This is a genomic window from Gordonia rubripertincta (genome assembly GCF_038024875.1).
Lineage (GTDB): Bacteria > Actinomycetota > Actinomycetes > Mycobacteriales > Mycobacteriaceae > Gordonia > Gordonia rubripertincta.
Window position 1 is genome coordinate 2,798,972 of the sequence record NZ_CP136136.1, and the last position, 22,480, is coordinate 2,821,451.

At 68.0% G+C, this 22,480-nt stretch carries 21 protein-coding genes and 1 pseudogene; 12 read left to right on the forward strand and 10 right to left on the reverse strand.

Features of this window, described 5'->3' with window-relative positions; all coding sequences use genetic code 11:
- Window position 1 precedes the first annotated feature (1 nt).
- The 5 genes from RVF83_RS12695 to RVF83_RS12715 all read left to right on the forward strand — a co-directional run bounded on the left by RVF83_RS12695 (window position 2) and on the right by RVF83_RS12715 (window position 4,724).
- A complete protein-coding gene (locus RVF83_RS12695; RefSeq protein ID WP_005194003.1) occupies window positions 2-1,114 on the forward strand; it encodes an acyl-CoA dehydrogenase family protein in 1,113 nt (370 codons plus the stop codon).
- Entirely contained in the window at window positions 1,111-1,554 is a 444-nt protein-coding gene (locus RVF83_RS12700; protein WP_005194011.1) for a MaoC family dehydratase, read from the forward strand. Before RVF83_RS12695 ends, RVF83_RS12700 begins: the two co-directional genes overlap by 4 nt.
- A complete protein-coding gene (locus RVF83_RS12705; protein ID WP_005194012.1) occupies window positions 1,554-2,732 on the forward strand; it encodes a lipid-transfer protein in 1,179 nt (392 codons plus the stop codon). Before RVF83_RS12700 ends, RVF83_RS12705 begins: the two co-directional genes overlap by 1 nt.
- Window positions 2,729-3,550 (forward strand): MaoC/PaaZ C-terminal domain-containing protein, encoded by an 822-nt coding sequence (locus RVF83_RS12710; protein WP_005194013.1) that lies wholly within the window; start codon window positions 2,729-2,731, stop codon window positions 3,548-3,550. The genes RVF83_RS12705 and RVF83_RS12710 overlap by 4 nt, the downstream gene beginning before the upstream one ends.
- Window positions 3,551-3,671: 121 nt before the next feature.
- Window positions 3,672-4,724, forward strand: coding sequence for a ferredoxin--NADP reductase (locus RVF83_RS12715; protein ID WP_039879804.1), 1,053 nt, complete (start codon window positions 3,672-3,674; stop codon window positions 4,722-4,724).
- A 594-nt stretch (window positions 4,725-5,318) separates the two neighbouring features.
- Here RVF83_RS12715 and RVF83_RS12720 read toward each other — a convergent pair.
- Genes RVF83_RS12720 through RVF83_RS12730 form a run of 3 tightly spaced genes read right to left on the reverse strand, consistent with a single transcriptional unit; the run spans window position 5,319 to window position 7,484 of the window.
- Window positions 5,319-6,158: a mycofactocin-coupled SDR family oxidoreductase gene (locus RVF83_RS12720; protein WP_005194017.1), complete on the reverse strand. Its 840-nt coding sequence runs from the start codon at window positions 6,156-6,158 to the stop codon at window positions 5,319-5,321.
- Complete coding sequence (locus RVF83_RS12725; protein WP_005194018.1) at window positions 6,155-7,078, reverse strand: LLM class F420-dependent oxidoreductase; 924 nt, start codon at window positions 7,076-7,078, stop codon at window positions 6,155-6,157. Before RVF83_RS12725 ends, RVF83_RS12720 begins: the two co-directional genes overlap by 4 nt.
- A gap of 46 nt (window positions 7,079-7,124) precedes the next feature.
- Entirely contained in the window at window positions 7,125-7,484 is a 360-nt protein-coding gene (locus tag RVF83_RS12730; protein WP_005194019.1) for a nuclear transport factor 2 family protein, read from the reverse strand.
- A gap of 174 nt (window positions 7,485-7,658) precedes the next feature.
- Between RVF83_RS12730 and RVF83_RS12735 the strand changes: the two genes are divergently transcribed.
- Together RVF83_RS12735 and RVF83_RS12740 are read left to right on the forward strand one after the other, a co-directional pair.
- Window positions 7,659-8,603 (forward strand): esterase/lipase family protein, encoded by a 945-nt coding sequence (locus tag RVF83_RS12735; RefSeq protein ID WP_005194021.1) that lies wholly within the window; start codon window positions 7,659-7,661, stop codon window positions 8,601-8,603.
- A gap of 2 nt (window positions 8,604-8,605) precedes the next feature.
- Complete coding sequence (locus tag RVF83_RS12740) at window positions 8,606-9,910, forward strand: family 1 glycosylhydrolase (protein WP_005194022.1); 1,305 nt, start codon at window positions 8,606-8,608, stop codon at window positions 9,908-9,910.
- Between the two features lie 86 nt (window positions 9,911-9,996).
- Here the strand turns inward: RVF83_RS12740 and RVF83_RS12745 are convergent, their stop codons facing one another.
- Together RVF83_RS12745 and RVF83_RS12750 are read right to left on the reverse strand one after the other, a co-directional pair.
- The gene (locus RVF83_RS12745; RefSeq protein ID WP_005194024.1) at window positions 9,997-10,320 is read right to left on the reverse strand and encodes an AzlD domain-containing protein; all 324 of its coding nucleotides are present in this window, start codon (window positions 10,318-10,320) and stop codon (window positions 9,997-9,999) included.
- The gene (locus RVF83_RS12750) at window positions 10,317-11,045 is read right to left on the reverse strand and encodes an AzlC family ABC transporter permease (protein ID WP_005194026.1); all 729 of its coding nucleotides are present in this window, start codon (window positions 11,043-11,045) and stop codon (window positions 10,317-10,319) included. The genes RVF83_RS12745 and RVF83_RS12750 overlap by 4 nt, the downstream gene beginning before the upstream one ends.
- 57 nt (window positions 11,046-11,102) lie before the next feature.
- Between RVF83_RS12750 and RVF83_RS12755 the strand changes: the two are divergent.
- Both RVF83_RS12755 and RVF83_RS12760 read left to right on the forward strand, forming a co-directional pair.
- A pseudogene (locus RVF83_RS12755) lies at window positions 11,103-11,666 on the forward strand (helix-turn-helix domain-containing protein).
- A gap of 300 nt (window positions 11,667-11,966) precedes the next feature.
- Window positions 11,967-13,607 (forward strand): DEAD/DEAH box helicase, encoded by a 1,641-nt coding sequence (locus RVF83_RS12760; RefSeq protein WP_005194030.1) that lies wholly within the window; start codon window positions 11,967-11,969, stop codon window positions 13,605-13,607.
- 36 nt (window positions 13,608-13,643) lie between these two features.
- Here the strand turns inward: RVF83_RS12760 and RVF83_RS12765 are convergent, their stop codons facing one another.
- The 5 genes from RVF83_RS12765 to RVF83_RS12785 all read right to left on the reverse strand — a co-directional run bounded on the left by RVF83_RS12765 (window position 13,644) and on the right by RVF83_RS12785 (window position 18,649).
- A complete protein-coding gene (locus RVF83_RS12765) occupies window positions 13,644-14,450 on the reverse strand; it encodes a maleylpyruvate isomerase N-terminal domain-containing protein (RefSeq protein ID WP_005194032.1) in 807 nt (268 codons plus the stop codon).
- Between the two features lie 166 nt (window positions 14,451-14,616).
- Entirely contained in the window at window positions 14,617-15,561 is a 945-nt protein-coding gene (locus RVF83_RS12770) for an EamA family transporter (protein ID WP_341261941.1), read from the reverse strand.
- The gene (locus tag RVF83_RS12775; protein ID WP_039879806.1) at window positions 15,558-16,031 is read right to left on the reverse strand and encodes a hypothetical protein; all 474 of its coding nucleotides are present in this window, start codon (window positions 16,029-16,031) and stop codon (window positions 15,558-15,560) included. The genes RVF83_RS12770 and RVF83_RS12775 overlap by 4 nt, the downstream gene beginning before the upstream one ends.
- Complete coding sequence (locus tag RVF83_RS12780; protein ID WP_005194039.1) at window positions 15,952-17,547, reverse strand: 4Fe-4S binding protein; 1,596 nt, start codon at window positions 17,545-17,547, stop codon at window positions 15,952-15,954. Before RVF83_RS12780 ends, RVF83_RS12775 begins: the two co-directional genes overlap by 80 nt.
- Window positions 17,548-17,605: 58 nt before the next feature.
- Entirely contained in the window at window positions 17,606-18,649 is a 1,044-nt protein-coding gene (locus tag RVF83_RS12785) for an AurF N-oxygenase family protein (RefSeq protein WP_005194041.1), read from the reverse strand.
- A gap of 370 nt (window positions 18,650-19,019) precedes the next feature.
- Here RVF83_RS12785 and RVF83_RS12790 point away from each other — a divergent pair, with 370 nt between their 5' ends.
- Genes RVF83_RS12790 through RVF83_RS12800 form a run of 3 tightly spaced genes read left to right on the forward strand, consistent with a single transcriptional unit; the run spans window position 19,020 to window position 22,473 of the window.
- Window positions 19,020-20,645, forward strand: coding sequence for a hypothetical protein (locus RVF83_RS12790; RefSeq protein WP_005194043.1), 1,626 nt, complete (start codon window positions 19,020-19,022; stop codon window positions 20,643-20,645).
- The gene (locus RVF83_RS12795) at window positions 20,645-21,094 is read left to right on the forward strand and encodes a hypothetical protein (RefSeq protein WP_005194045.1); all 450 of its coding nucleotides are present in this window, start codon (window positions 20,645-20,647) and stop codon (window positions 21,092-21,094) included. Before RVF83_RS12790 ends, RVF83_RS12795 begins: the two co-directional genes overlap by 1 nt.
- Window positions 21,091-22,473: an FHA domain-containing protein gene (locus RVF83_RS12800; protein ID WP_168432639.1), complete on the forward strand. Its 1,383-nt coding sequence runs from the start codon at window positions 21,091-21,093 to the stop codon at window positions 22,471-22,473. Before RVF83_RS12795 ends, RVF83_RS12800 begins: the two co-directional genes overlap by 4 nt.
- Window positions 22,474-22,480 lie beyond the last annotated feature (7 nt).

Consider the following 22,480-nt stretch of genomic DNA (forward strand, 5'->3'; position numbering starts at 1 on the left):
AATGGACTTCACCCACAGCGAAGAGCAGGACGCGATCCGAGCGCTCGCCGCCGACGTGTTCACCGGCCGAGCCGGAATCGACCGGGTCAAACAGATCGAACTCTCCGACGAGCGCATCGACCGGGACCTGTGGCGCGAACTCGCCACCACCGGACTGCTCGGCGTCGCCCTGCCCGAGGGCCTCGGCGGTGGCGGGTTCGGGTTGCCGGAACTGTACGTCCTGCTCGAGCAGCAGGGCCGACATGTCGCCCCGGTGCCGATCTGGCAGTCGGTGCTCGCCGCTCTCGCCATCGTCGAATTCGGTTCGGACACACAGAAATCCGCCCACGTTCCGGCGGTTGCGGAGGGCCGAGGGTTCCTCACGATCGGTCTCGAGGAGTTCGGTCCGTACGTCGACCGCGACCCGCAGACCACCGCCGCCGAGACCGACGGTCGGTGGACGTTGTCCGGTGCGAAGGCAGTCGTCCCGGTCACCCATGTCGCCGACCGCGCGGTCGTGTCGGCGACCACCGACACCGGTGCGGCGCTGTTCCTCGTCGACCTGACCGCCGACGGCGTGTCGATCGAGCAGACCCAGTCCACCACCTGGGAGATCTGCGGCAACCTCACCTTCGATTCGGCGGCCGCCGAACTCCTCGGCCCCACCGACGGCACTGCGGTCGAGTGGCTCCGGGACCGTGTCGAACTCGCTCTCGCCGCACTCGCTCTCGGCGTCGGTGCCGGCGCCGTGCAGCAGTCGGTGACCTACCTGAACGGGCGACAGCAGTTCGGCCGACCGCTGGCGACGTTCCAGGCGGTCGCGCACAAGCTCGCCGACTGCTACATCGAGTTGGAGGCGATGAGCGTGACCCTGTGGCAGGCCACGCAGAAGCTCGCCGCCGGAACCGATCCCGGGACCTCGGTCCTCGTCGCCAAGTGGTGGGCCACCGAGGGCGGCCAGAACATCGTGCACCGCACGACCCACCTGCACGGCGGGATGGGGGTGGACACCGACTATCCGGTGCATCGACACCTGTTGTGGGGAAAGCAGATCGGTGCCACGCTCGGCGGTTCCGCGTCCGATCTGGCACGGCTGGGCGCAAAGCTCGCCACCGGTGCGGAGGTGGTCGCGTGACGGCCGGCGTCGCCCTGGGGGTCAGCAGATACGAGGACATCGCGGTCGGCGAGACGCTCCCCGCACTCGCGATCCCGCTGACCAGGACTCTCATCGTGTCCACCGCCATCGCCACCCGTGACTTCCAGGATGTGCACCACGACCCCGAGTTGGCTCGCGAGCGCGGGTCGAAGGACGTGTTCATGAACATCCTCACCAGCAACGGGTTGGCCGGCAGGTTCGTGACGGACTGGGCGGGGCCGTCCGCCACGGTCGGTCGTGTCAAGATCCGGCTGGGCGCGCCCAACTATCCGGGCGACACGATGACGATGACCGGCGAGGTCGTCGCGAAGGCGAACGGGCACGTCGAGGTGCAGGTGGTGGGCGCCAACAGCCTGGGCAACCACCTGTCGGGCACTGTGACGGTCGTCTACCCCGCCGCGCAAGGAAGGGACGCCTGATGGCAGTGAGTCCGCTCTCGGGTGCCGCCGCGATCGTCGGTATCGGCGCCACCGAGTTCTCCAAGAAGTCCGGGCGTTCCGAGCTGCAGCTCGCCTGCGAGGCCGTCACCGCTGCGCTCGCCGACGCCGGGATCGACCCCGGCGAGGTCGACGGTCTGACGACGTTCACGATGGAGACCAACGGTGAGATCCTCGTTGCCCGCAACTGCGGACTGGGCGAGCTGAAGTTCTTCTCCCGGGTCGGCTACGGCGGCGGCGCGGCCTGCGCATCCGTGCAGCAGGCGGCGATGGCCGTGGCGACCGGTGTCGCCGAGGTCGTCGTGGTCTACCGTGCGTTCAACGAGCGCTCCGGCATGCGTTTCGGCACCGGGCAGCACGACCGCCCGATGGATTCGACCGCCGACCGCGCGGCGTATGCGTGGCTGACCCCGCAGGGACTGGCGACGCCCGCCCAGTGGGTGGCGATGTTCGCCCGGCGTTACATGCACCAATACGGTGCCACCAGTGAGGATTTCGGCCGGGTTGCGGTGGTGGCGCGAAAGCACGCCGCGAACAATCCCGCCGCGTGGTTCTACGGCAAGCCGATCACCCTGGAAGACCACCAGAACTCGCGCTGGATCGCCGAGCCGCTGCACCTGCTCGACTGTTGCCAGGAGACCGACGGCGGCCAGGCCCTTGTCGTCGTGTCCGCCGAACGCGCCCGGAAGCTCTCCTCCGCACCGGCTCTCATCAAGGGTGCCGCGCAGGGAAGTGGCAAGGACCAACACATGATGGCCAGCTACTACCGGCCGGACATCACCGGCATCCCGGAGATGGGTCTCGTGGGCCGGCAGCTGTACGCGCAGGCCGGTCTTAGTCCGGACGACGTCGACGCCGCGATCCTCTACGACCACTTCACCCCGCTGGTGCTGCCGCAACTCGAGGAACTCGGGTTCTGCGCACCGGGTGAGGCGGCCGCCTTCATCGCCGACGGCAACCTGGAGATCGGCGGGCGTCTTCCGTCCAACACCCACGGCGGCCAGGTCGGCGAGGCATACCTGCATGGCGTGAACGGAATAGCGGAGGCGGTCCGCCTGATCCGCGGTACCTCGACGAACCAACCGGAGGGTGTCGAGAACGTGCTCGTGACCGCGGGTACCGCCGTACCCACGAGCGGCTTGATCCTGGGTGCCGCATGAGTACGCAGGACGCCGCGATCCGCGGCACCTCGCGCTGGGAGGGGATCGACCTCGGCACCCGCACCGTCACCTACGACGAGCGGGACGCCATCCTCTACGCAATCGCGGTCGGAGCCGCCGCGGACGAATTGGATCTCGTGTTCGAGGATCGTCTCCGGGTGCTGCCCACGTTCGCGCTGACCCTGGCGCAGTGGGCGCCCGACGAGTTGGGTGGACGAGGCGCTTTCGACACCGCCACAGCCGTACACGGGTCCCAGGAACTGTCGGTGGCGGCACCGCTCCCGCGCCGCGGCGAACTGACCCTGCACGCGTCGGTCGGACGAGTCTGGGACAAGGGTGCGGCCGCGGTGTTCGAGGTCGTCGTGCGCAGTGATCAGTTCACCGCGACGTGGTCGATCTTCGCGCCCGGCGCCGGGGGGTTCGGCGGTGATCGCGGCCCGTCGCGTCCGGCAGGTCCGGAGGGCGAGCCGGTTGCGAGCCGTCCGATACAGACGGCTCCGAACCAGGCCGCCCTGTACCGGCTCACCGGCGACCGGCATCACATCCACATCGACCCGGCGGCTGCCGCGCGGATCGGGCAGCCGCGCCCGATCATGCACGGGCTGTGCACGCTCGGTATGGCGGCGGTGGAGCTGGGGCGTGCGGTCGGGGCGCATCCCGCAGACCTGACCAGGCTCGAAGGGCGGTTCGCGGCACCCATCCATCCCGGCGAGTCCGCGCACCTGAATGTCTGGGACGGCGGCTCGGGATACGAGTTCGAACTCCGCAAGGACGGGGAGCCCACCATCACCGGTGGCCGCGCGACCTTCGGTGCCTGAAAAGCTCCGCGAGGGTGCCGCGGGCACGATCCCGGTCAGCGAGAAGGGGGTGTCCGGGAACGGTCCCACGGACCTAGGTTTTCTCGCAGTTCGATTCACGTATGGAGAGGCATGATCCGCGATGACAACCGCTGAAGCGTCGGCCAGGTCGCGTTCCGCCAAGGTGACCGTGGCGGCCATCGTCGAGGAGACCGTGGATGCGCGGTCGCTCGTCTTCGAGGTCCCCGGTGACCGGGGCGACGATTTCCGCTACAAGCCGGGCCAGTTCCTGACGCTGCGTGTCCCGAGCGATCAGACCGGGTCGGTCGCGAGGTGCTACTCGCTGGCGAGCTCCCCGTTCACCGATGCCCGGCCGAAGGTGACCGTGAAGCGGACCGCCGGCGGTTATGCCTCGAACTGGTTGTGCGACAACGTGGAGGTCGGTGACATCCTCGAGGTCCTGCCGCCGGCCGGTGTGTTCACCCCCGCCGATCTCGACGACGACCTGTTGCTGTTCGCCGCCGGGAGCGGCGTCACGCCGGTGATCTCGATCCTCAAGTCGGCGCTGTCTCAGGGCCGGGGAAAGGTCGTTCTGTTCTACGCCAACCGGAGCGAGGACGCCGTCATCTTCGCGGCGGAGCTCCGCGAGCTCGCCGAGGAGCACCGCGATCGTCTGACCGTCGTGCACTGGCTCGAGAGTGTCCAGGGTCAGCCGTCGGCGGAGAAACTGGCCGGTCTCGCAGGGGCTTTCGCGCATCACCGGGTGTACATGTGCGGTCCGAAACCGTTCATGGATGCCGTCCACGGCGCCGCCGCCCAGGCCGGCATTCCGCGGGATCGCGTCCACGCCGAGGTGTTCACCTCCCTGTCGGGGGACCCCTTCGCCGAGGTGGTGCTGCCGGACCCCACCGCCGACGATGCCGACTCGGCGACGGTGTCGGTGACCCTCGACGGAGAATCCAACGAGTACCGCTGGCCGCGGTCGGCGACCCTCGTCGACGTCCTGCTCTCCCAGGGCGTCGACGTCCCGTTCTCCTGCCGCGAGGGCGAATGTGGTTCGTGCGCTTGCACTCTGGTCGACGGAAAGGTCGACATGGGCAATGCCTCGATCCTCGACGAGGACGACATCGCCGACGGTTACATCCTGGCCTGCCAGGCTCGTCCGCTCAGCGATCGTCTCGACGTCGAGTTCTGAGGTCCCGGACCGACGAGATGGTCCTATAGCTTGTCAATCCGCCCGAGGTCGGTGGTGAGGTCGTTGAAGACTTCGCGGGCGACGTAGCGTTCGAGGCAGCGGATGATGTCTTTCTTCGTCTTGTGTTCCGCGGAACGGCGTTCGACGTGGCGGTAGCCGCTACTGGTGGTAGGGAACTCACGGTCGGCCAGTGGGCGGCCGTCGGCAGCAACGATGGCGGCGTGGTGGGTGCGTTGGCGGGTATCAACACCCCAGGACCACCACTTGCGTATCGATCATGGTTGGGGTCCTCGTGGTGGTGTCTCCTTCACTCGCGTGTTGGATGTCCTCGCCGGCCCTTCGAGACGCATCCTCCGCAGGCTCCGTCCCCGTGAGCACCGTCGAAGGGCACATTGCCCTCGAAACCCACTGACGGGGACGCGAAGTTGTCCTGCCCGGCCCGCTGCACAGCATCCGCACCCGCGTCCAGTTCACGGCACCCTGATCGAGGTCGCGTGCGACGTCGATCAGGGTGAACGACATCGGCCGTGGTCCTACAGCCGCAGCGGCGTCGCGTCCTCCGCAGGCTCCGGATGCGCCTGAAGGGAGCCGGCGTCAGCCGGTGACGCGAGCGGCGTTGCCGGCATCGACCGGGATCACGGTTCCGCTGATGTGGGCGTTGGCCGGGTCGGTCAGGAACAACACGACCCGGGTGATCTCCGCGGCGTCCAGCCAGGGGACCGGTTGGGCGTGCAGTGACTCGAAGACCGGTGCGACGTCGTCGATCGTCGGGGATTCCAGGTCGGGGCGCAGCATCGAGTACAGCGCGTCGTTGTGGATCATCGGCGTCGAGATGTTGCCGGGCGCAATGGCGTTGACGGTGATTCCGTGGCCGGCGAGGTCGAGGGCTGCACTCTTGGTCAAACCGATGACACCCCACTTGGATGCCGCATATCCCGTCATGTTGGTGTTGCCGGCCCGGCCGAGCATCGACGAGATGGTGACGATCCGTCCGTAGTTCCGTTCGATCATCCCGCCCGCCACCGCGCCGACGGTGTTGAAGACCCCGGTCAGGTTGGAGGAGATGACCTCAGACCACTGGTCGGTGGTCATGGACTGCACGGGTGCCGCGACCGACACGCCGGCGTTGGCGACCGCGATGTCGATGCGGCCGAACTCGGAATGCGCCTGTGCCACCAGTGCATCCATCGCGGCACGGTCGGCTGTGTCGGCCCGGACGGCGATGCATCGACGGCCCGTCGCGGTCACCAGACGCGCGGTCTCGGCCAGGTCGGCGTCGGTGGCCAGAGGGTAGCGGACGGCGGAGCTGTCCTCGCAGCGGTCGCAGATGACGATGTCGGCCCCACGTTCGGCGAAGGCAACCGCGTGGCTGCGTCCCTGACCGCGGGCGGCGCCGGTGATCAGGGCGACCTGACCCTCGTATGTGTTCGTCATGTCCTCGACTCCTGTTCGTGGTGTGTGTCCGATCCCGGTGGTTCCGCCGGTCCGTCGAAGTCCACGCCTTCGAGGTGGGCGAGGCGGTGGAGCTCGTCGAGTTGATCGACGTAGTGTCCCGCGTCGCGGGCGGCCACGGACGTGCCGGCGATGGTCGCGCCCGCGTCGCGCAGATCGTTCAGAGTCCGGGTCACGGTGTCGGGCGCCCCGAGCGGATCGAGCGCCCGGGGCGAGGACAGGACCACGTCGAACGACGGAGGAATCGGGGCGTCCGCCAGCATCGTGCGCAACTGGTCGGTGCCGAGGCCGAACGGGGCCCAGCCGTCGCCGTGCGCGCAGGCCCGACGCAGCGATCGCCCGGTGCGGCCGCCGACCCAGATCGGCACATGATCCTGCACGGCGTGCGGCTCCACCACCAGGTCCGCATAGTCGTAGAAGCGGCCGTGGTATTCCGGCCGGGCACTCGACAACGAGGCGCGCAGGGCCGCGATCGCGTCGTCGGCGCGGGCGCCGCGGTCGTCGAACGGTGCCCCGATGAGGTCGAACTCCTCCTTGAGCGTGCCCACGCCCACCCCCAGCACCAATCGGCCGCGGCTGATCCGGTCGAGGGTTCCGTATCGCTTCGCGATCTCCAGCGGGTGGTGGTAACCCAGCACGAGAACGTTGGTGACCAGGCGCAGCCGGTTGGTGGCGGCCGCCAGGTATCCGAAGGTGGCCAGCGGATCCCAATAGGTTCCGCCCCGGACCTCGGCCACCTCGACGGGTACGGCGATGTGTTCGCTGCAGGTGAGGTGGTTGAAGCCCAGTTCGTCCGCACGTCGCGCGATCCGGGCGACGTCGTCGATGGTCGCCGTCCGTTCCCACTCCGAGCGCGTGCTCGGGTGCTGGACCAGGACCGGACTGGTGATCCCTAGGCGCATGTCCGCATCGCCTCCCGTCGACCTCTCATTGTGCGACGTGACTCTCTCATCGTGCGACGGTGTGGACGTCCTCGGCCGACCAGTGGGCACGGAGACCGGTGATCAGACCGTGGTCGTCGAAGGTGATCACGTCTATCGGTTCGATGGTGATCACCTGGTCCGCGGTCGTGGTGACCACCCGGAAATGGAACGCGGCGGAGTTGCCGGCCACGCGCAGGGTCAGCAACTCCGCAGAGTTCTCGGCGGCGGTCACCCGCGAGTAGAACGACGTGAGGGCGTCGCGTCCCTGCAGAATCTGCCCGCCGACCGGATCCTCGACCACGGCGTCGGCGGCGAAGAGGCCCGCGATGTCCTCACCGGTGCCCGCGCCGAGGAATGACAGATACCGGGCTACGACGTCGGCCATCGCGGCAGGGTCCAACTGAGCTTTCTGGGTTCCAGTCACCGTCCCACGCCATCAGAAATCGGCGCGGTGCGGCCAGTCGGTTCCCGTTGATCGGGAGTCCGTCGATCGGGAGTCGCGCGACCGGTCTGCGTCAAACGCCCTACCCGGTGCGGGCCGTTTTGTTAGCTTCCAGCGATGAGGACCTCGAAGCTGCTGTTGGGGCTGGTCGTGGCGGCGATGGCCGGACTGCTCGTCGCCACCGCCGCACCCGCGCGGGCCGACCTACCCGTCACCTACAACTTCCTCTCCGGTATCCCCGGAGAACTCACCAACCCGGGCGGTTCGCTGCCCGGGGCGAACGATTGGAACTGCAAGCCCTCGCCCCGTCATCCCAACCCGGTGATCCTGGTGCACGGAACCGGTGGATCGCAGCAGACCAACTGGGGAACGTATGTCCCGCTGCTGAAGAACGAGGGTTACTGCGTCTTCACGACGACGTACGGTGCGATCAAGGGAGCCCCGTGGCCGATCAGCGCGATCGGCGGAATGGGCCTCATGTCCGAGAGTGCGCGCGAACTCGGCGGCTTCATCACCAAGGTGAAGAGCACGACCGGTGCGTCGAAGGTCGACATCATCGGGCACTCGCAGGGGACCGTGGTCCCGGCCTACTACGTCAAGTACCTCGGCGGTAAGGACAGCGTCGACAAGTACGTGTCGCTGGCACCGGTGTGGCGTGGAACGACCGTCGCCGCTGCCGATGCCATCGGCCCGTTCGTCCGGGGTCTCGGCGTGCGACCCGAGCAGGTTCCGTTGTGCCAAGCGTGTTTCGACCTCGATCCGGGTGCTGCGTTCCTCCGCAAGGTCGCCGACGGCGGGTACTACGAGCCGGGCATCCAGTACACCAACATTGCCACCCGCCACGACGAACTCGTCGTCCCGTACTGGTACGGACTGCCGCCGGGTGGCAAGAACGTCCGCAACATCGTTGTGCAGGACGGATGTTCGGTCGACTACACCGAGCATGCGGGGATGGCCGGGTCGCGACGCACGGCGTACTTCGTGTTGAACGCGCTCGACCCCGAACATCCACGTCGCGTGCCCTGTGAACGCGTCGCACCGTTCACCGGTAGCCCGTTCTGAGCGTGGTGCGCAGAGCCGTCCATCCCGTGATCGCGGCGGCGGCGGTGCTGCTGCTCGTCGGCGTCACTTCGCCTGCGCAGGCAGCGGTTCCGCCGCTCGGCCCCGACTTCGACTTCGGCGTCGCCCAATCCGGTTTCCAGTCCGAGGGATACAACCGGGATTCGAACTGGCTGCGGTACGGCAAGCAGGGCAAGGTCGATCAACCTGTCGGCAACGCCGTCGACTTCTACCACCGCTACGCCGAGGACATCGATCGCGCAGCGTCGCTGGGCGTGGGCATCTACCGCACGTCGGTGGAGTGGTCGAGGGTCGAACCCACGCGTGGGCGAGATGATCCGGCGGGCTGGGCGTTCTATGACCGTGTGATCCGCAAGGTCGTGGATGCCGGGATGCGGCCGATGATCACCCTCAATCACTGGGTGCATCCCGGGTGGGCCGTGGATCTCGGTGGCTGGAACCGGCCCGGCATGGCCGACGACACGGTGGCGTTCGCCGGGCGGGTCGTCGACCGGTACGCCTGGGCCGACCCGCTGTGGATCACCTTCAACGAACCGACCGAATACGTTCGACGCGAGGCCCAGTACGGCGGGCTCGCACCACAGAACATGGGCCGGATGGCCGACGGCATCGTCGCGGCTCATCGAGCGATCTACCGGCACATCCATCGCATACAGCCGGGTGCGCAGGTGTCGTCGAACTTCGCCTACTATCCGATCGTGGGCCTGCAGCCGTGGCTGGAATCCCTCTTCCCGCAACGGATGCGCGACACCCTGGACTTCGTCGGCGTCGACCACTACTACTCCTTCTCGGTCACCGATGCGTCGGTGGCCTACGGAGCCCTCGGTGAGTTCTGGAAGAGTTCGCAGGCTCCGGAGAGCATCTACTACGTGCTTCGGCACGTGGCGCGGCAGTTCCCGGGCAAGCCGATCCGCGTCATCGAGAACGGGTTGGCCACCGGCCCGGACGGTCGACGCCCCGACGGCTACCGGCGCGCAGACCACCTGCGCGACACCGTGTACTGGGTGCAGCGCGCCAAGCAGGACGGCATCGATGTGAGGTCCTACAACTACTGGAGCCTCACCGACAACTACGAATGGGGTGACTTCGACTCCCGGTTCGGTCTGTACACCGTTGATGCTCAAAGTGATCCGACGCTGACCCGACGCCCTACCGACGCCGTGGCCGCGTATCGGGAGATCACACGAGCCGGGGGAGTGCCCGCCGGATACCGTCCGACGCGGCTTCCGGTCGCGTGCTCGCTGGTCGACGTCCCGGACAGCTGCGCCGAGCCCGCCACCGTCCGCTGAGTGTTCCGCAAACCCACCGCTTTTCCGTATTCCCACCACCCCGATGGAGGGTGGAAATACGGAAAATGGGTGAGTTTTCTTGTGGGTCAGGCGATCCCGATGGCGCGTAGACCGGCAGCGGTTGCCGCGGCGAGGACGACCACGACCGCGATCGGTGCGCGCAGGACGGCCGCGAGGATTCCGACGGCGACGCCCGCCGGTCGCGCCCATCCGGCGAAGTCGTGGTCGACGAAGAACGCGCCGGTCAGCGCCACCGCGACCAACAGCACCACGGTGGCGCGGTCCATCAGCTTCTCCGCATTCGCCGACACGGACAGGCGGTTACGGAGCAGAGGTCCGGCCAGCCGGATCACGTAGGTGCCGACGGCGAGAACCGCGATGCCGATGCCAAGGGACAGTCCGGCTGTCATCGGGGTGCCTCGATGTCGACGAGAGCGCGGGGTGGTGCGGGGGTCCGATGTGACACGAGGCTCCGAACGGCTTCGACGGCGGCGAAACCCGCCAGCGCGCAGAGGATCGGCAGTCCGGCAGGAAGAAATGGTGTCGACGCCAGCGCGATGGCACCGGCGGCGGCGACCGCCGCCCAGGTGGCGCGCGTGCGCAGCGCCGGAACGGCAAGTGCGGCAAGCAGGGCGGGGAACGCGGCGTCGAGTCCGACGGCCTCGGGGCTTGCGACGCGGCTGCCGAGCAGAGCGCCCAGGCCGGCGCCGGCCGGCCAGCAGACGAGAATTCCCAATCCGCACAGGAGAAATGCGGCGCGGGCGCGACGCGGCTCGGATTCCGCGGTGGTCACCGCGGCGGTCTCGTCGTTGATCAGATGCGCACCGAGCAGGATCTCCGAAAGTCCGCGCAGGTGTTTGCCCACCGCGAGTCCGTAGCCGAAGTTCCTCGTGTTGACCAGAAGTCCGGCGAGGGCTCCGGCGATGGGCACGCCGCCGGCGGCGAGCATGCCGACGAAGACGAACTCCGACGACCCCGCGAGCACGACGGTTGCGATCAGCACGATCTGCCACAGGGCGAGCCCGGCGCTGTTCGCAGCGACGCCATACGAGGCGCCGATCACGAGTACCGACACGCACATCACGACCACGGCGCGCAGAGTCGCCGAATCGAGTGTTCTCCATGCCGAACGCATGACTATCATAGTGAACATACGACGAGTGTTCGTCAAGATGGACGATCGGACGGTTTGATGAACAATGCCGGACAGGTGAACCCGAAAGCGCTGGTCGCCGCGTCGCTGAAGCGTGAGCGCACCCGTGCGGGTCTCTCGCTGACCGAGTTGGCTCGGCGTGCAGGAATCGGGAAGTCGACGCTGTCCCAGCTCGAGTCAGGGGAAGGAAACCCCAGCGTGGAGACGTTGTGGGCGCTCTCCACGGCCCTCGGCGTGCAGTTCTCGGCGCTGCTGGACTCGCCGGCGCCGACCGTCGAGGTCGTCCGATTCGGGGAGGGGCCGGTGATCCCGGCCGCCGATGCCGACTACTCGGCGACGCTCCTGTCGACCGCCGCACCCGGCTCCCGTCGCGATATGTAGGTCATCCGGGCAGAGCCCGGCAAACCGCGGATCTCCGCCCCGCATGCCCGCGGAATCCTCGAACACGTCGTCATCAGTGCAGGTCGCGCCCGTCTAGGACCCAGCGACGCTGCAGAAGTTCTCGGCCCCGGTGACTACATCTGTTATCCGGGCGATGTCGAGCACGTCTTCGACGCGCTGGAGCCCGGCACGGTCGCAGTGATGTTGAGTGAGGCGTTCTAGCGGAACGCCCCGGGTCGCGACGTCGGTCACAACAATTCGCTTCTTTCGTTACCGGCGCGTAGTGTCGATCGCAGTGATGCGCCTTGATTGATGCATCTCGCGTCGTAGAACGCCTCTCTCGCAGGTCGGGGCCCACCCACGTGGTCGCCGAGGTCGGACACATCAGATGTCCACCGCCTGCCATTGACTTCGTACGGCGAACGAGCCCGCGTACCCGCGTGTTCGCCATCGGCACCGACCTTCGGCAGTGATCTGCCGTCCTGCTCGCGTGCCACGCACAGGAAGAGCTCCGCTCACATAATGACTGCTGTCCTCGAGACCCCCTCGGCCACTGCAAGCCAGATCGTCGAGACCATTCCCGCCGACACCGCCGCCCCCCAGGTTTCCTTCGAATCCCTCGGCGTGCCAAGCAAATTGGTCGAGGTCCTGGCATCGCAGGGCAAGGCCAACGCCTTCCCGATCCAGGCCGACACCCTCCCCGACACCCTTGACGGCAAGGACGTCCTCGGCCGAGGCAAGACCGGCTCGGGCAAGACCCTCGCCTTCTCCATCCCGCTGGTCGCCGGACTCGCCGAGATGGAGGTCAAGCGCTACGTCGGTGCGCCGACCGGCCTCATCCTGGCTCCGACCCGCGAGCTGGCCACCCAGATCGCTGCTGTCGTCGAGCCGCTCGCGGCCGCCGTCGGCCTCACCGTGACCACCGTCTTCGGTGGCGTCAAGCAGATGCGTCAGGAACAGGCCTTCCGCCGTGGCGTCGACATCGTCGTCGCCTGCCCGGGACGCCTCGAAGACCTGATGCGCCAGGGCATCGTGAAGCTCGACGAGGTCGAGGTCACCGTCATCGACGAGGCCGACCACATGGCCGACCTCGGCTTCCTCCCGGTCGTCACCAAGCTCCTCGCCGCCACCCCGTCCGACGGTCAGCGCCTGCTGTTCTCGGCGACCCTCGACAACGGCGTCGACAAGCTGGCCAAGCGCTTCCTCGACAACCCGGTCCTGCACTCGGTCGACTCCGCCGAGTCCCCGGTCGCCGCCATGACCCACCACGTCTTCGAGGTCTCCTCGGCCGGCAAGGCCGACCTGGTCGCCGAACTCGCGTCCGGCGCCGGTCGCCGAATCCTGTTCATGCGCACCAAGCATCAGGCCAAGAAGCTCGCGAAGAAGCTGACCGAGCAGGGCATCCCGGCCGTCGACCTGCACGGCAACCTGAGTCAGGCCCAGCGTGACCGCAATCTCGCCGCCTTCGGTGAGGGAGACGTCCGCGTCCTCGTGGCCACCGACGTCGCCGCCCGCGGTGTGCACGTCGACGGTATCGAGCTGGTCGTCCACGTCGATCCGCCCGCCGAGCACAAGGCATACCTGCACCGCTCGGGTCGCACCGCGCGTGCCGGCAGCTCCGGCGACGTCGTCACCGTGTGCCTGCCCGAGCAGCGTCGTGAGGTCTCGCAGCTGTTGCGCAAGGCCAAGATCAAGGTCACCCCGAAGCAGGTCGACGCCAAGGCCGGCGCCGTCGACGAGCTCGTCGGCGAGCGAGCACCCCGCGTCTCCGCTGCCGAGCGTGCGGCCGCCGAGGCCGCTCGTGGCGCCCAACGTGGTGGTTCACAGGGCGGCCGCTCTCAGGGTGGTCGTTCACAGGGTGGCCGTCGAGGCGGCGGACGCCCGGGACGTGCCCGCGGTGAGGGCCGTGGTAACGGTGCTGCGCGCGGTGAGAGCCGTGGCGGCGCACGCGGTCAGGGCGGCGAGTCCCGCTCCGGTGGACAGCGTTCCACCGACGGCCGCTCGGCCGGCCAGTCGCGTTCGGCAGGGCAGTCGCGTTCGGCAGGGCAGGGTCGCTCTGCGGGTCAGCCCCGCACCGGCGATCAGCAGCATCGTGCCGGTGGACGCGCACAGGGCGGACGCCGTTCCTCGAGCCGTCCGGCCGGTTCGCCGACCAACCGCTGAACTGACGCGGTTCCCTACCGAACAAAGCCCGCCGAACTAGGCGGGTAGGAACTTCTGAGCAAGCCGTGGCGCAAGCCACGGCTTGCTTCCCCATGCGAAGGCCCGTCCGGTCAGTGCGGCCCAGGTGGGGGAGAGCCGACCGTAGCCGGTCAGCAGCGCGGCAGTCGGGTCGACGCTGATGTGGACGTCGGGGCGTCGGGGCTCGTCGGGGTTGATGACCAGCTCACCGTCGGTGAACTCGTAGAAGTAGCGTTCCGAACATCCGCGCAGCCGGATGTCGTAGGTGGCCTGGTGTCCGGCCGCCATTGTCGGGTCCACCCAGCTGGGCAGGATCTGCTGTCGTCCGCGGATGATCATCAGCACGACCTCGGGCTCGACCCGCCAGCGGGCGCCCACCGCACGCGCGACGTCGAAGCCGTGCACCACGAACTCGCCGATGAGGATGCCCAATGCGGCGTCGGCGCGGATCAGCCGGTCACCGTCGAATCGCATCTTCGGGACCTGCGCGTTGAAGTGCGAGACGGCGTCGACCAGCGTGTCGAGGTCTTCTCTCAGCTGGCGGGCGAGGACCGAGATCTCACGAGTCGGTAGGTTCGCGATCTGCTTCGCGTTGAAATCCGGGACGTCGACCGCCTGGCGGCACCAGTCCCCCTCGCCGCGCGCGAGCTCGAGAAACCGCGTCGGCGCCAGGGCTACGTGTCCCAGACAGTCGACCAGCGTCCATCCCGGTGTGTCCGGGACACGCGTCTCCGGCTCGTCGACCCCCTCGACGAGCTCCAGGAAGCGTTCCCCGGTGGTCAGCGCGGCGTCGGTGTAGTCAAACCTCGAGAACATCCCTGTCACGCGTGGTTCCTCCCCCACATGGGGCGCAAGACTACTCGTGCGTAATGCGACGTGCGACACATACTTTGGAACCGGCCCGGATTCCGGTGGCTATACCGAACGCGCACAACGGCATCCGACATCGACTCGCGCTGATCCCAGGTCTGGAGTCCAGGTTCAGGGTGCCTCACCCCAATCGGACCAACACGACACCGGCGACGATCAGCAGGCCACCGAGGAGCTGGATCGGCGCCGGGAGTTCGTCGAGGGCGAGCCAGGCGAACAACACCGCGAACAACACCTCGGACAGGGCGACGAACGACATCACCCGGGCGCCGAGCATCCGGCCGGCCGCGATCCCGAAGGCGTACGCCATCGCGGCCGACACGACACCCAGCATCAGCAGGGGCGCCCACCAGGGCAGCGAGAGGTCACCGATGCGGACCGCCGAGGTCGACGCCGTCATCGGCAGTGCTCCGACGAGCCCGGCCGCGGCGAGCGTGACCGCACCGATCACGAGACCGCCGGCCGCGAGCGCGAGGGGCGGCAGGCCGGTTCGTTCGTCCGCCGAGATCACGAAGTAGGCGGCAGCACCCACCATCGCGGCCAGAGCCCACAGGACGCCCACGACGCTGATCGAGACCTCCCCGGTGAGGTCGAGGACCAGGGCGAGGCCGGCGATCGCGAGAGCGGCCCCGAACACGGTGACGCGGGTGGGTCGCTGAGCGTGCCGCAGCCACATCCACACCAGGACCGCGACCGGTGCGGTGTACTCGATCAGCAGAGCCACGCCGACCTGCAGGTAGGTCACAGCATAGAAGTAGGCCAGCTGGCATCCCGCGACGGCCAGTAGTCCGTAGGCGATCAGCACCCACCAGGATCGGGCGGAGGATTGTGGGGGCACCGGCGGTGGCAGCAGGGGCTGTCGGTCTCGGAAGGCGAGCAACCCGGGAACCGCGAGTACGGCAGCACCCACCGCGATGCGCACGGTCACGGTCGCTCCCGCCGACCACCCGGACTCGATCATCGCCCGGGCCAGGACCCCGGAGATGGCGAAGCAGGCGGACGAGATCAGCGCCAGCGCGATACCGACGGACGGTCGGTGACCACGGGTCTGGACAGGGCCGCTCACGGATTCTTCGCGGCCACGATCGCCGCACGTACCGCTTCTCGGCACTCCTCGCCGTGAGGTTCCCCGACGCCCAGGTAGTAGCTGCCCGGACGGCCGCTCTCGCCGGCGAAGCCGACCACCGCGAATCCGTCCGGGGATTCCGGCGTCTCGATCGAGGCAATACCCAGCGGCACCGACAGCGCCGAGATCCCGCGCTTCGCCCCCGAGTTGACGATGACGAGGTGCGTCGGATGCAGGACGACGAGCGTCTGGTTCTCGGAGTCGGGGTCGACGGGGTTCGCGCGCCGGCCGAGCACTCTGCCGATCGCGGAGGAAGCGGGCGGGTTGATGCTCCGGGTGCTCCAGGCGGGAAGGTCGTCGGTGACGGTCAGTTGCCGCGACTCGGCATGGTCACGCAACGCCGCCGCGACGTCGGCCGGCAGAGCGGACAAATCGGCGCGCACGGTGGTGCGCTGGTATGCGGGCCCCATGGTCGATCAATCTATCGGAGAGTGCACCGGTCTCGAGATCGGTGAGCAACGACGCCACCGTCTCCGCGGAGTCGGTCTTGTTGGTCCCGATGAAGCCCGACGGTCCGCGCTTGATCCACCCGGTCACGTAGACGCCCGGCACCGGTTGCCCACCGTCCATGACCCGGCCGGCGCGGTGCGGGATGACTCCGGTCGCGTCGTCGAACGGCAGACCGGGCACGGCGACCCCGCGGTAACCGACCGAGGTCAGCACGAGTCCGGCGTCGACGGTGGTGGTCTCACCGGTGGGTTCGATCCCGGTCACGACATCCGCATCGTCGACCGTCAGGCGGTTGCGGCCCACGACGACGCCGGTCGCGCGTCCGTGGTCGCCCGTCACCTCGAGCGGAGAACCGAAGAACGCCAAGCGGATTCGACGCCCCTTCGGTTCGGCGGCGGCGCACTCGGCCAGGATGTCGAGCTTGGCGCGGATGGTGGCGTCGAGTTCGCCGTCCACCTGGGCGGATTCGAGATCGGCGGGATCCACGGTCACCGCGACACCCGAATCGACGAGCCCGATCAGCTCGGGCAGGGTGAACGCGGCGTGGGCGGGTCCGCGTCGTCCCAGCACGACCACCTCGCGCACCGACGATTCGGCCAGCGCGGCCAGCGCGGCCGGCGAGATGGACGTGTCGGCGAGTGCCGCCGGGTCGGCGACGAGGATACGAGCGACGTCGAGCGCGACGTTGCCGTTGCCGATGACCACCACGCGGTCGGTGGACAGGTCGACGTCGAGGTCGGTGAAGTCCGGATGGCCGTTGTACCAACCGACGAACGACGTGGCAGAGGTGACACCCGCCTGATCGATCCCCGGCAGGTCCAGCGTCTTGTCGGTGGGGGCGCCGCCGGCCCAGATGACGCCCTGGTGGCGGGACCGCAGGTCGTCGAGTGTGATGTCGCGTCCCACCTCGGTGTCGAGCAGGATTTCCAGGTTCGGGTTGCGTGCGATGTCGTCGAACAGGCGCATCACCTTGCGGGTGTGCAGGTGATCCGGGGCGACGCCGAAGCGTGCGAGGCCGAACGGCCGGTCGAGGCGCTCGTACATGGTCACCGACACCTGGGGCTGCCGCAGTAGTTCGTCGGCGGCGTACATCGCCGACGGACCCGACCCGACGATGCCGATCGACACCTTTGCGTCGACCGCGAGCTGACGTGGCCGGTCGATCGGGGCGAGCGGCAGCCGGCGCGCGGGGTCAACCGGGAAACGTGCTGCCCCGTCGACGGTTTCGCGGTACTGCGCGGCGTTGACCTCCGCGAACCGCTCCTGGCCCTCGGGCAGCCGGTGGCCGGGAACGATGGCGCCGACGGGGCAGGCGCTGACGCAGGCGCCGCAGTCGACGCAGGTCGCCGGGTCGATGTAGAGCATCTCGGCGATGCCGAAATCCGGCTCTTCCGGGGTGGGGTGGATGCAGTTGACGGGGCATGCGTAAACGCACGACGCGTCGCCGCAGCACGCCTGGGTGACGACGTGAGGCATGGGGTCGGTTCGCTACCTGTGTGTGAGGGGCAAATCAGCCCGTGGATCAGCCGGTGGCTCAGGCGGCCGTGTAGGTCGGCTCGCTGCGGAAACGCGAAGGGCGGCCGCTGATCCCGAGCGCACGCCACAGCAGGCGCGACACCGGGTTCATCAGCCCGCTCTGGTCGGCGAGCATGCGGACGTCGCCGAAGACGTTGCGCAGGAAGCGCTTCGACTCCTCGGACCGCCAGAAGATGTCCTTCATGACCTCGCGCGGGACGTCGAACTCCTTGGCGAAGGAACGCGGCGGAACCACGATCGCGCTGCACAGGGTGCGCATGGTCAGCGGCAGCATGAGCGACAGCAGGAAACGCTGGAAGCGGTTGCGCTGCGGGACCTGCTCGCGGATGAAGTGATGGGCGAACGAGATGTGCCGCGCCTCTTCGGCGACATGCAGCTGCATGACCGCGGCCATCGTCGGGTGCAGGCGGGCACGGGTCCGGAGGAAGTCCTTCTGGATGTGGTCGATCGGCTCTTCGCCGCCGAGTACGCCGAAGAAGAAGACGATCGGGAACACCGTCGAGACCAGCGGGACGAACGGCGAGATCAGGCGGTACCCGACCTTTGCGCCGGGCACGTCCATGCCCACGCGGTTCACGAACTCCTGGAACATCAGGGTGTGGTTGCACTCCTCCTTGGATTCGTGCGTGGTGTACCGGAATTCGCGTGCGCCGTTGGGGAGTTTGAAGCTGTACTGCATCAGGCCGCGGATCAGCACGGACTCGAACTGCAGGCCGACCTTGGCGACGTTGGCCTGACGCCACTTGCCGATCTCGATCTGCTTGCTCTGCGGGAGCTGCTGGTACCAGGGATGACGGCCGATCGGGTCGACCTCGTAGGAGAGGATCCAGCGCGGATCGTTCTCCGTGATCGCCATGTGCGGCGCATCCCAGTCGATGTCCACGTAGGGATCGAAGTTCCGGTGAACCGAGGCCGAGGACAGGTCGTCGAGCACCTGTCCGTAGTCCTGTTCGCCGCCTGATTTGTCGTGTTCGGGAATGTAGCGGGCCGGGCCGTCGCCGGCGGTGTGCATGGAGTTCGGATTCGTCAATGCTTTGGTCATCGTCGCGTCCTTCGAGGTGGGCCGGGCTGCGTGAGGGCGGCCACAGCGGATGACTCGAACGTATTTCGACCCTTCGCTATTTGTCAACAGTCAATGTCACGTTCGCTGGCCGAGGTGGCTCCGCAGGGTGCGTCCGACTCTGTGCGGTTCACGCGCTGACCAGCCGAGACGGTCGTAATTCGATCGGTTGGTTTCACCTCGTTCCGGACCGCATCGCGCGTTAGAGTTATCGCACCATCCCGTGCCACCCGACCTCATCGGAGGAAGCGATGTCCCGTCGTGTCCCGTACGTGCCGAGTGGCCCAGCTGCCGGTGCGCACGCATCCGTCCGGGGTCGCCGGTGAGCCGACCCCCGCAGGGACCGACGCGAATGCCCGCCCCGGGGCAGTTCCCGCCGCGTGTGCCGGGGCGGTTCTCGCCACCGCCCGACGCGCGGCCCCACCCCGGTGGCCTCGGTGATCTCACGCCCCAACTCGTCGACACCGACGTCTGGACCGAGGCGATGGTGGAGGCGGCGGGTATCCCGATCGTCGACGTCCCGTTCGTCACCGTCGGCTCGGGGATCGGTTCCTTCGTCACCGTCGACTATCTGCGGATCTGCGGTGTTCCGCTCGATCAGATCGCGGTCCTCGGGCCGCAGGACGTGCCGTGGCACAGCTACGAGTACCTCACCCGGGTGTCGCAGATCCCGCGCGGCGAACGACTCCGGTCGGATTCGGCCTCGACCCCCGACAACATCTGGGGATTCCCGTCCTATGCCGTCCGCGAGGCGTGGGCCGACAAGAAGATCAAACCGCTGTGGAATGTCCTGGTCGAGCCGATCTTCGCGAACTACTACACCCCGAAGGCGGGGCAGGCGTTCGAGTCGATGGAGAAGGAGTGCCATCGCATCGGCTACCTGAGGTGCCTGCACCGTGGTCAGGTTCGCATGATCCGACGCCGCGCCGGCGGCGGCTACTTCACGATTCTCACACCCCCACAAGGCAGTTCGCCGACCAAACGCGTGGCGTTCCGAAGTCGATGGGTACATGTGGCCATCGGTTATCCGGGGATCAAACTGTTGCCGGACCTGCAGGCGTTCCGCGAGACCTATCGCGACGCCAGCAGGGTCGTCAACGCCTACGAATCCCACGAACACGTCTACCAGTCCCTGCAGCGCAAGCCGGGCACCGTCCTGATCCGCGGCGCCGGGATCGTCGCATCCCGTGTGCTGCAACGCCTCATCGACGACCGGGATGCGCTCGGCCTGCAGACGCAGATCGTGCACCTGTTCCGCACGTACTACGACAAACCGCACGGCCCGCACATCTTCATGCGGCGCAAAGGCAAGGACGGTTGGGCCTACCAGGGGTTCAACTATCCGAAATCGGTATGGGGCGGCCAGCTCAAGGCGCGCATACGCAAACTCGAGGGACACGACCGTGCCGAGGCGTACAAGCAGATGGGCGGCACCAACACCCCGGTCCGCGACGACTGGCAGGAACAGCTCGCCCGCGGACGACGCGAAGGGTGGTACCGCGCCGCGGTCGGCAAGGCCGAGAGTCTGGTGCCCGGACCGGGCGGCCAGGGCGTGGTGACGACCGTTCGCGTCGACCCCCACGCTCCGATCAGGCAGGAGCACCGTCCGGACGGCACCTTCGAGCTGTATGCCGACTACGTCATCGACTGCACCGGACTCGAGGCCGACGTACGAGAACACCGGTTGCTACGCGACCTCCTCGACCACACCGGCGCGGGGATCAACCCGGTCGGCCGGATGGACGTCGAACGCGACTTCGAGTTGAAGGGCACGCGCAACGGCGACGGGAAGCTGTACGCATCGGGGAGTGCGACGCTCGGCGGGTACTTCCCGGGTGTCGACACCTTCCTCGGCCTGCAGATCGCCGCCCTCGAGATCGTCGACGACCTCGCGCGGCAGGGTTTCTGCAAGCGACTCACCCCGTGGCGCTCGACCGCCCAGTGGTGGCGGTGGATGAACAACAAGGGAGTGGACTGATGCTGCCCACACTGTGGGGACGGGTCCAGACCCGCGTGCTGGTGCTCGGCATCCTCGGCGGGGCGTGGACCGTCGTCCTCGTGCCGTTCCTGTGGCTGATCTCGTCGGGTGACCCCACGATCTTCGAGGTCTACCGCGTCGCGTTCACGGTGTTGTTCACCGTCATCGTGCTCGGCGTCGCGTGGGAGTTCGTCTACCACTTCCTGCAGCAGTTCCGCTGGGAGAAGGACTGGCCCACCCTGTTCGGTCTGCTCACCGCGATCAATGAGGGCATCGTGGTGTGGCTCGTCGTCGACGGGACGGGCCTGCTGCCGGCGGAGCTGCGGCCGTCACCGTTCGTGTTCACCGTCCAGTTCCTCACCACCTGGCTGCTGGTGTGGGTCGCGGTCAACGGCCCGTTGCGAGCGATGTTCCCGCACTGGCGATTCCAAGGAGGCCGGTTCCTGTGACCATCCCGGGTGACATCCCGAGCGTGACCCCGACGGTGACGCTGATCCCCGGTGCCGGGATCGTGATCCGCAAGCCGGCGTTCCTCTGCCTGATCTCCGACACCGTGCCCGCCGCGTTCATCACCGACCTGCTCGACGTCGAATCCGCGGTGTCCGTACCGGATTCGGCACCCCGGCGCGGCCGCCATCTGGTCCGCGCGCTGGCACAGCTCGTGCTCACCGCCGATGAGCAGATCGACATCGCCTTCGCCGCACCCGACAACGTGGGGATCGCGATCTTCATGTCGGGGCGGGTCTACGGGGAGACCGACGGCAAGCGCATCGAACCGCCACCCGGCGACACCTACGACAAGGCCATCCCGTGGCCGTCCGAGGGACTCGGCCTGTACCTCGAGGGCACCGTGCCGGCCGAGGTCGGCGAGGAACGTTTCGACCTGGTCGACGGTGTCGTGCCCGCCTCGGGGACATTGCTGCACACACCGCTCGGTTTGCGCGGCACCGAATTCCATCCGCTACCCGTCTCGACTCAGGCCCCGGCGCCCGAGCCCGAGCCCGAACCGGCACGCGAGCCTGAGCGAAAGCCGGAGCCCGCGGCGTCGGCGGACCCGTTCGCCGACTTCCCGTCCCGGTCGGCGTCTCCGCCCCTGCCTGTTCCCGAACCCGATCCGATGGGGACGACCGAGCGGATGCGTCCGGACGTCGCCGAACCTCTGCCGTTCACGTCGACCCCGCTCGGCGGGACACCGGTCGGGCAACCGGAGCCGCTCCCGACCGATCCGATGCCGGCCGCACATGCTGCGCAACCGAACCCGTTCGCCGAACCCCTCGAACCGCGCGCCCCGCTGCCGAAGGAGGAGCATCAGCGTCCCGCGACCGAGGTCGTCAAGATCGAGGCGTCGCGGGCGAAGGTGCATGGAATCCGATGCTCGCGAGGACATCTCAACCATCCACAGTCCTGGTTGTGCGGCGTCTGCGGCATCCGGATGGATCAGCTCACAACCTTCCTGGTGGAAGGGGAGCGCCCGCCGCTGGGGTGGCTGCTGCTCGACAACGGCTTCACCTTCCTGCTCGACGAGGATTTGGTCATCGGTCGCGAACCCGGATCGTCCGGTGGCGGACGGGCGGGGTCCCCGAAGCCGATCCGGGTGCAGGACGAGACGGGACAGCTGTCGCGCCGCCATGTCGAGATCCGGTTGGTCGAGTGGACCGTCCAGCTCGTCGACCTCGGCTCGGCGAACGGTACGTTCGTCGCCGATCCGAGCAGCGGGAACCGGGAGGTGCGCCTGCTCCCGCACCGCCCCCACGTCCTGGTCCCGGGGTCGCATGTCCGAATCGGGGGACGCCACTTCATCTTCGAGTCGCACCATGCGCGGATCTGAGACGGCC

Coding starts and splice junctions, on each gene's coding strand:
- RVF83_RS12695 (WP_005194003.1), top strand. CDS start 2: ATGGACTTCACCCACAGCGAAGAGCAGGACGCGATCCGAGCGCTCGCC.
- RVF83_RS12705 (WP_005194012.1), top strand. CDS start 1,554: ATGGCAGTGAGTCCGCTCTCGGGTGCCGCCGCGATCGTCGGTATCGGC.
- RVF83_RS12710 (WP_005194013.1), top strand. CDS start 2,729: ATGAGTACGCAGGACGCCGCGATCCGCGGCACCTCGCGCTGGGAGGGG.
- RVF83_RS12715 (WP_039879804.1), top strand. CDS start 3,672: ATGACAACCGCTGAAGCGTCGGCCAGGTCGCGTTCCGCCAAGGTGACC.
- RVF83_RS12720 (WP_005194017.1), bottom strand. CDS start 6,158: ATGACGAACACATACGAGGGTCAGGTCGCCCTGATCACCGGCGCCGCC.
- RVF83_RS12725 (WP_005194018.1), bottom strand. CDS start 7,078: ATGCGCCTAGGGATCACCAGTCCGGTCCTGGTCCAGCACCCGAGCACG.
- RVF83_RS12730 (WP_005194019.1), bottom strand. CDS start 7,484: ATGGCCGACGTCGTAGCCCGGTATCTGTCATTCCTCGGCGCGGGCACC.
- RVF83_RS12735 (WP_005194021.1), top strand. CDS start 7,659: ATGAGGACCTCGAAGCTGCTGTTGGGGCTGGTCGTGGCGGCGATGGCC.
- RVF83_RS12745 (WP_005194024.1), bottom strand. CDS start 10,320: ATGACAGCCGGACTGTCCCTTGGCATCGGCATCGCGGTTCTCGCCGTC.
- RVF83_RS12750 (WP_005194026.1), bottom strand. CDS start 11,045: ATGCGTTCGGCATGGAGAACACTCGATTCGGCGACTCTGCGCGCCGTG.
- RVF83_RS12760 (WP_005194030.1), top strand. CDS start 11,967: ATGACTGCTGTCCTCGAGACCCCCTCGGCCACTGCAAGCCAGATCGTC.
- RVF83_RS12775 (WP_039879806.1), bottom strand. CDS start 16,031: ATGGGGCCCGCATACCAGCGCACCACCGTGCGCGCCGATTTGTCCGCT.
- RVF83_RS12780 (WP_005194039.1), bottom strand. CDS start 17,547: ATGCCTCACGTCGTCACCCAGGCGTGCTGCGGCGACGCGTCGTGCGTT.
- RVF83_RS12785 (WP_005194041.1), bottom strand. CDS start 18,649: ATGACCAAAGCATTGACGAATCCGAACTCCATGCACACCGCCGGCGAC.
- RVF83_RS12790 (WP_005194043.1), top strand. CDS start 19,020: ATGCCCGCCCCGGGGCAGTTCCCGCCGCGTGTGCCGGGGCGGTTCTCG.
- RVF83_RS12795 (WP_005194045.1), top strand. CDS start 20,645: ATGCTGCCCACACTGTGGGGACGGGTCCAGACCCGCGTGCTGGTGCTC.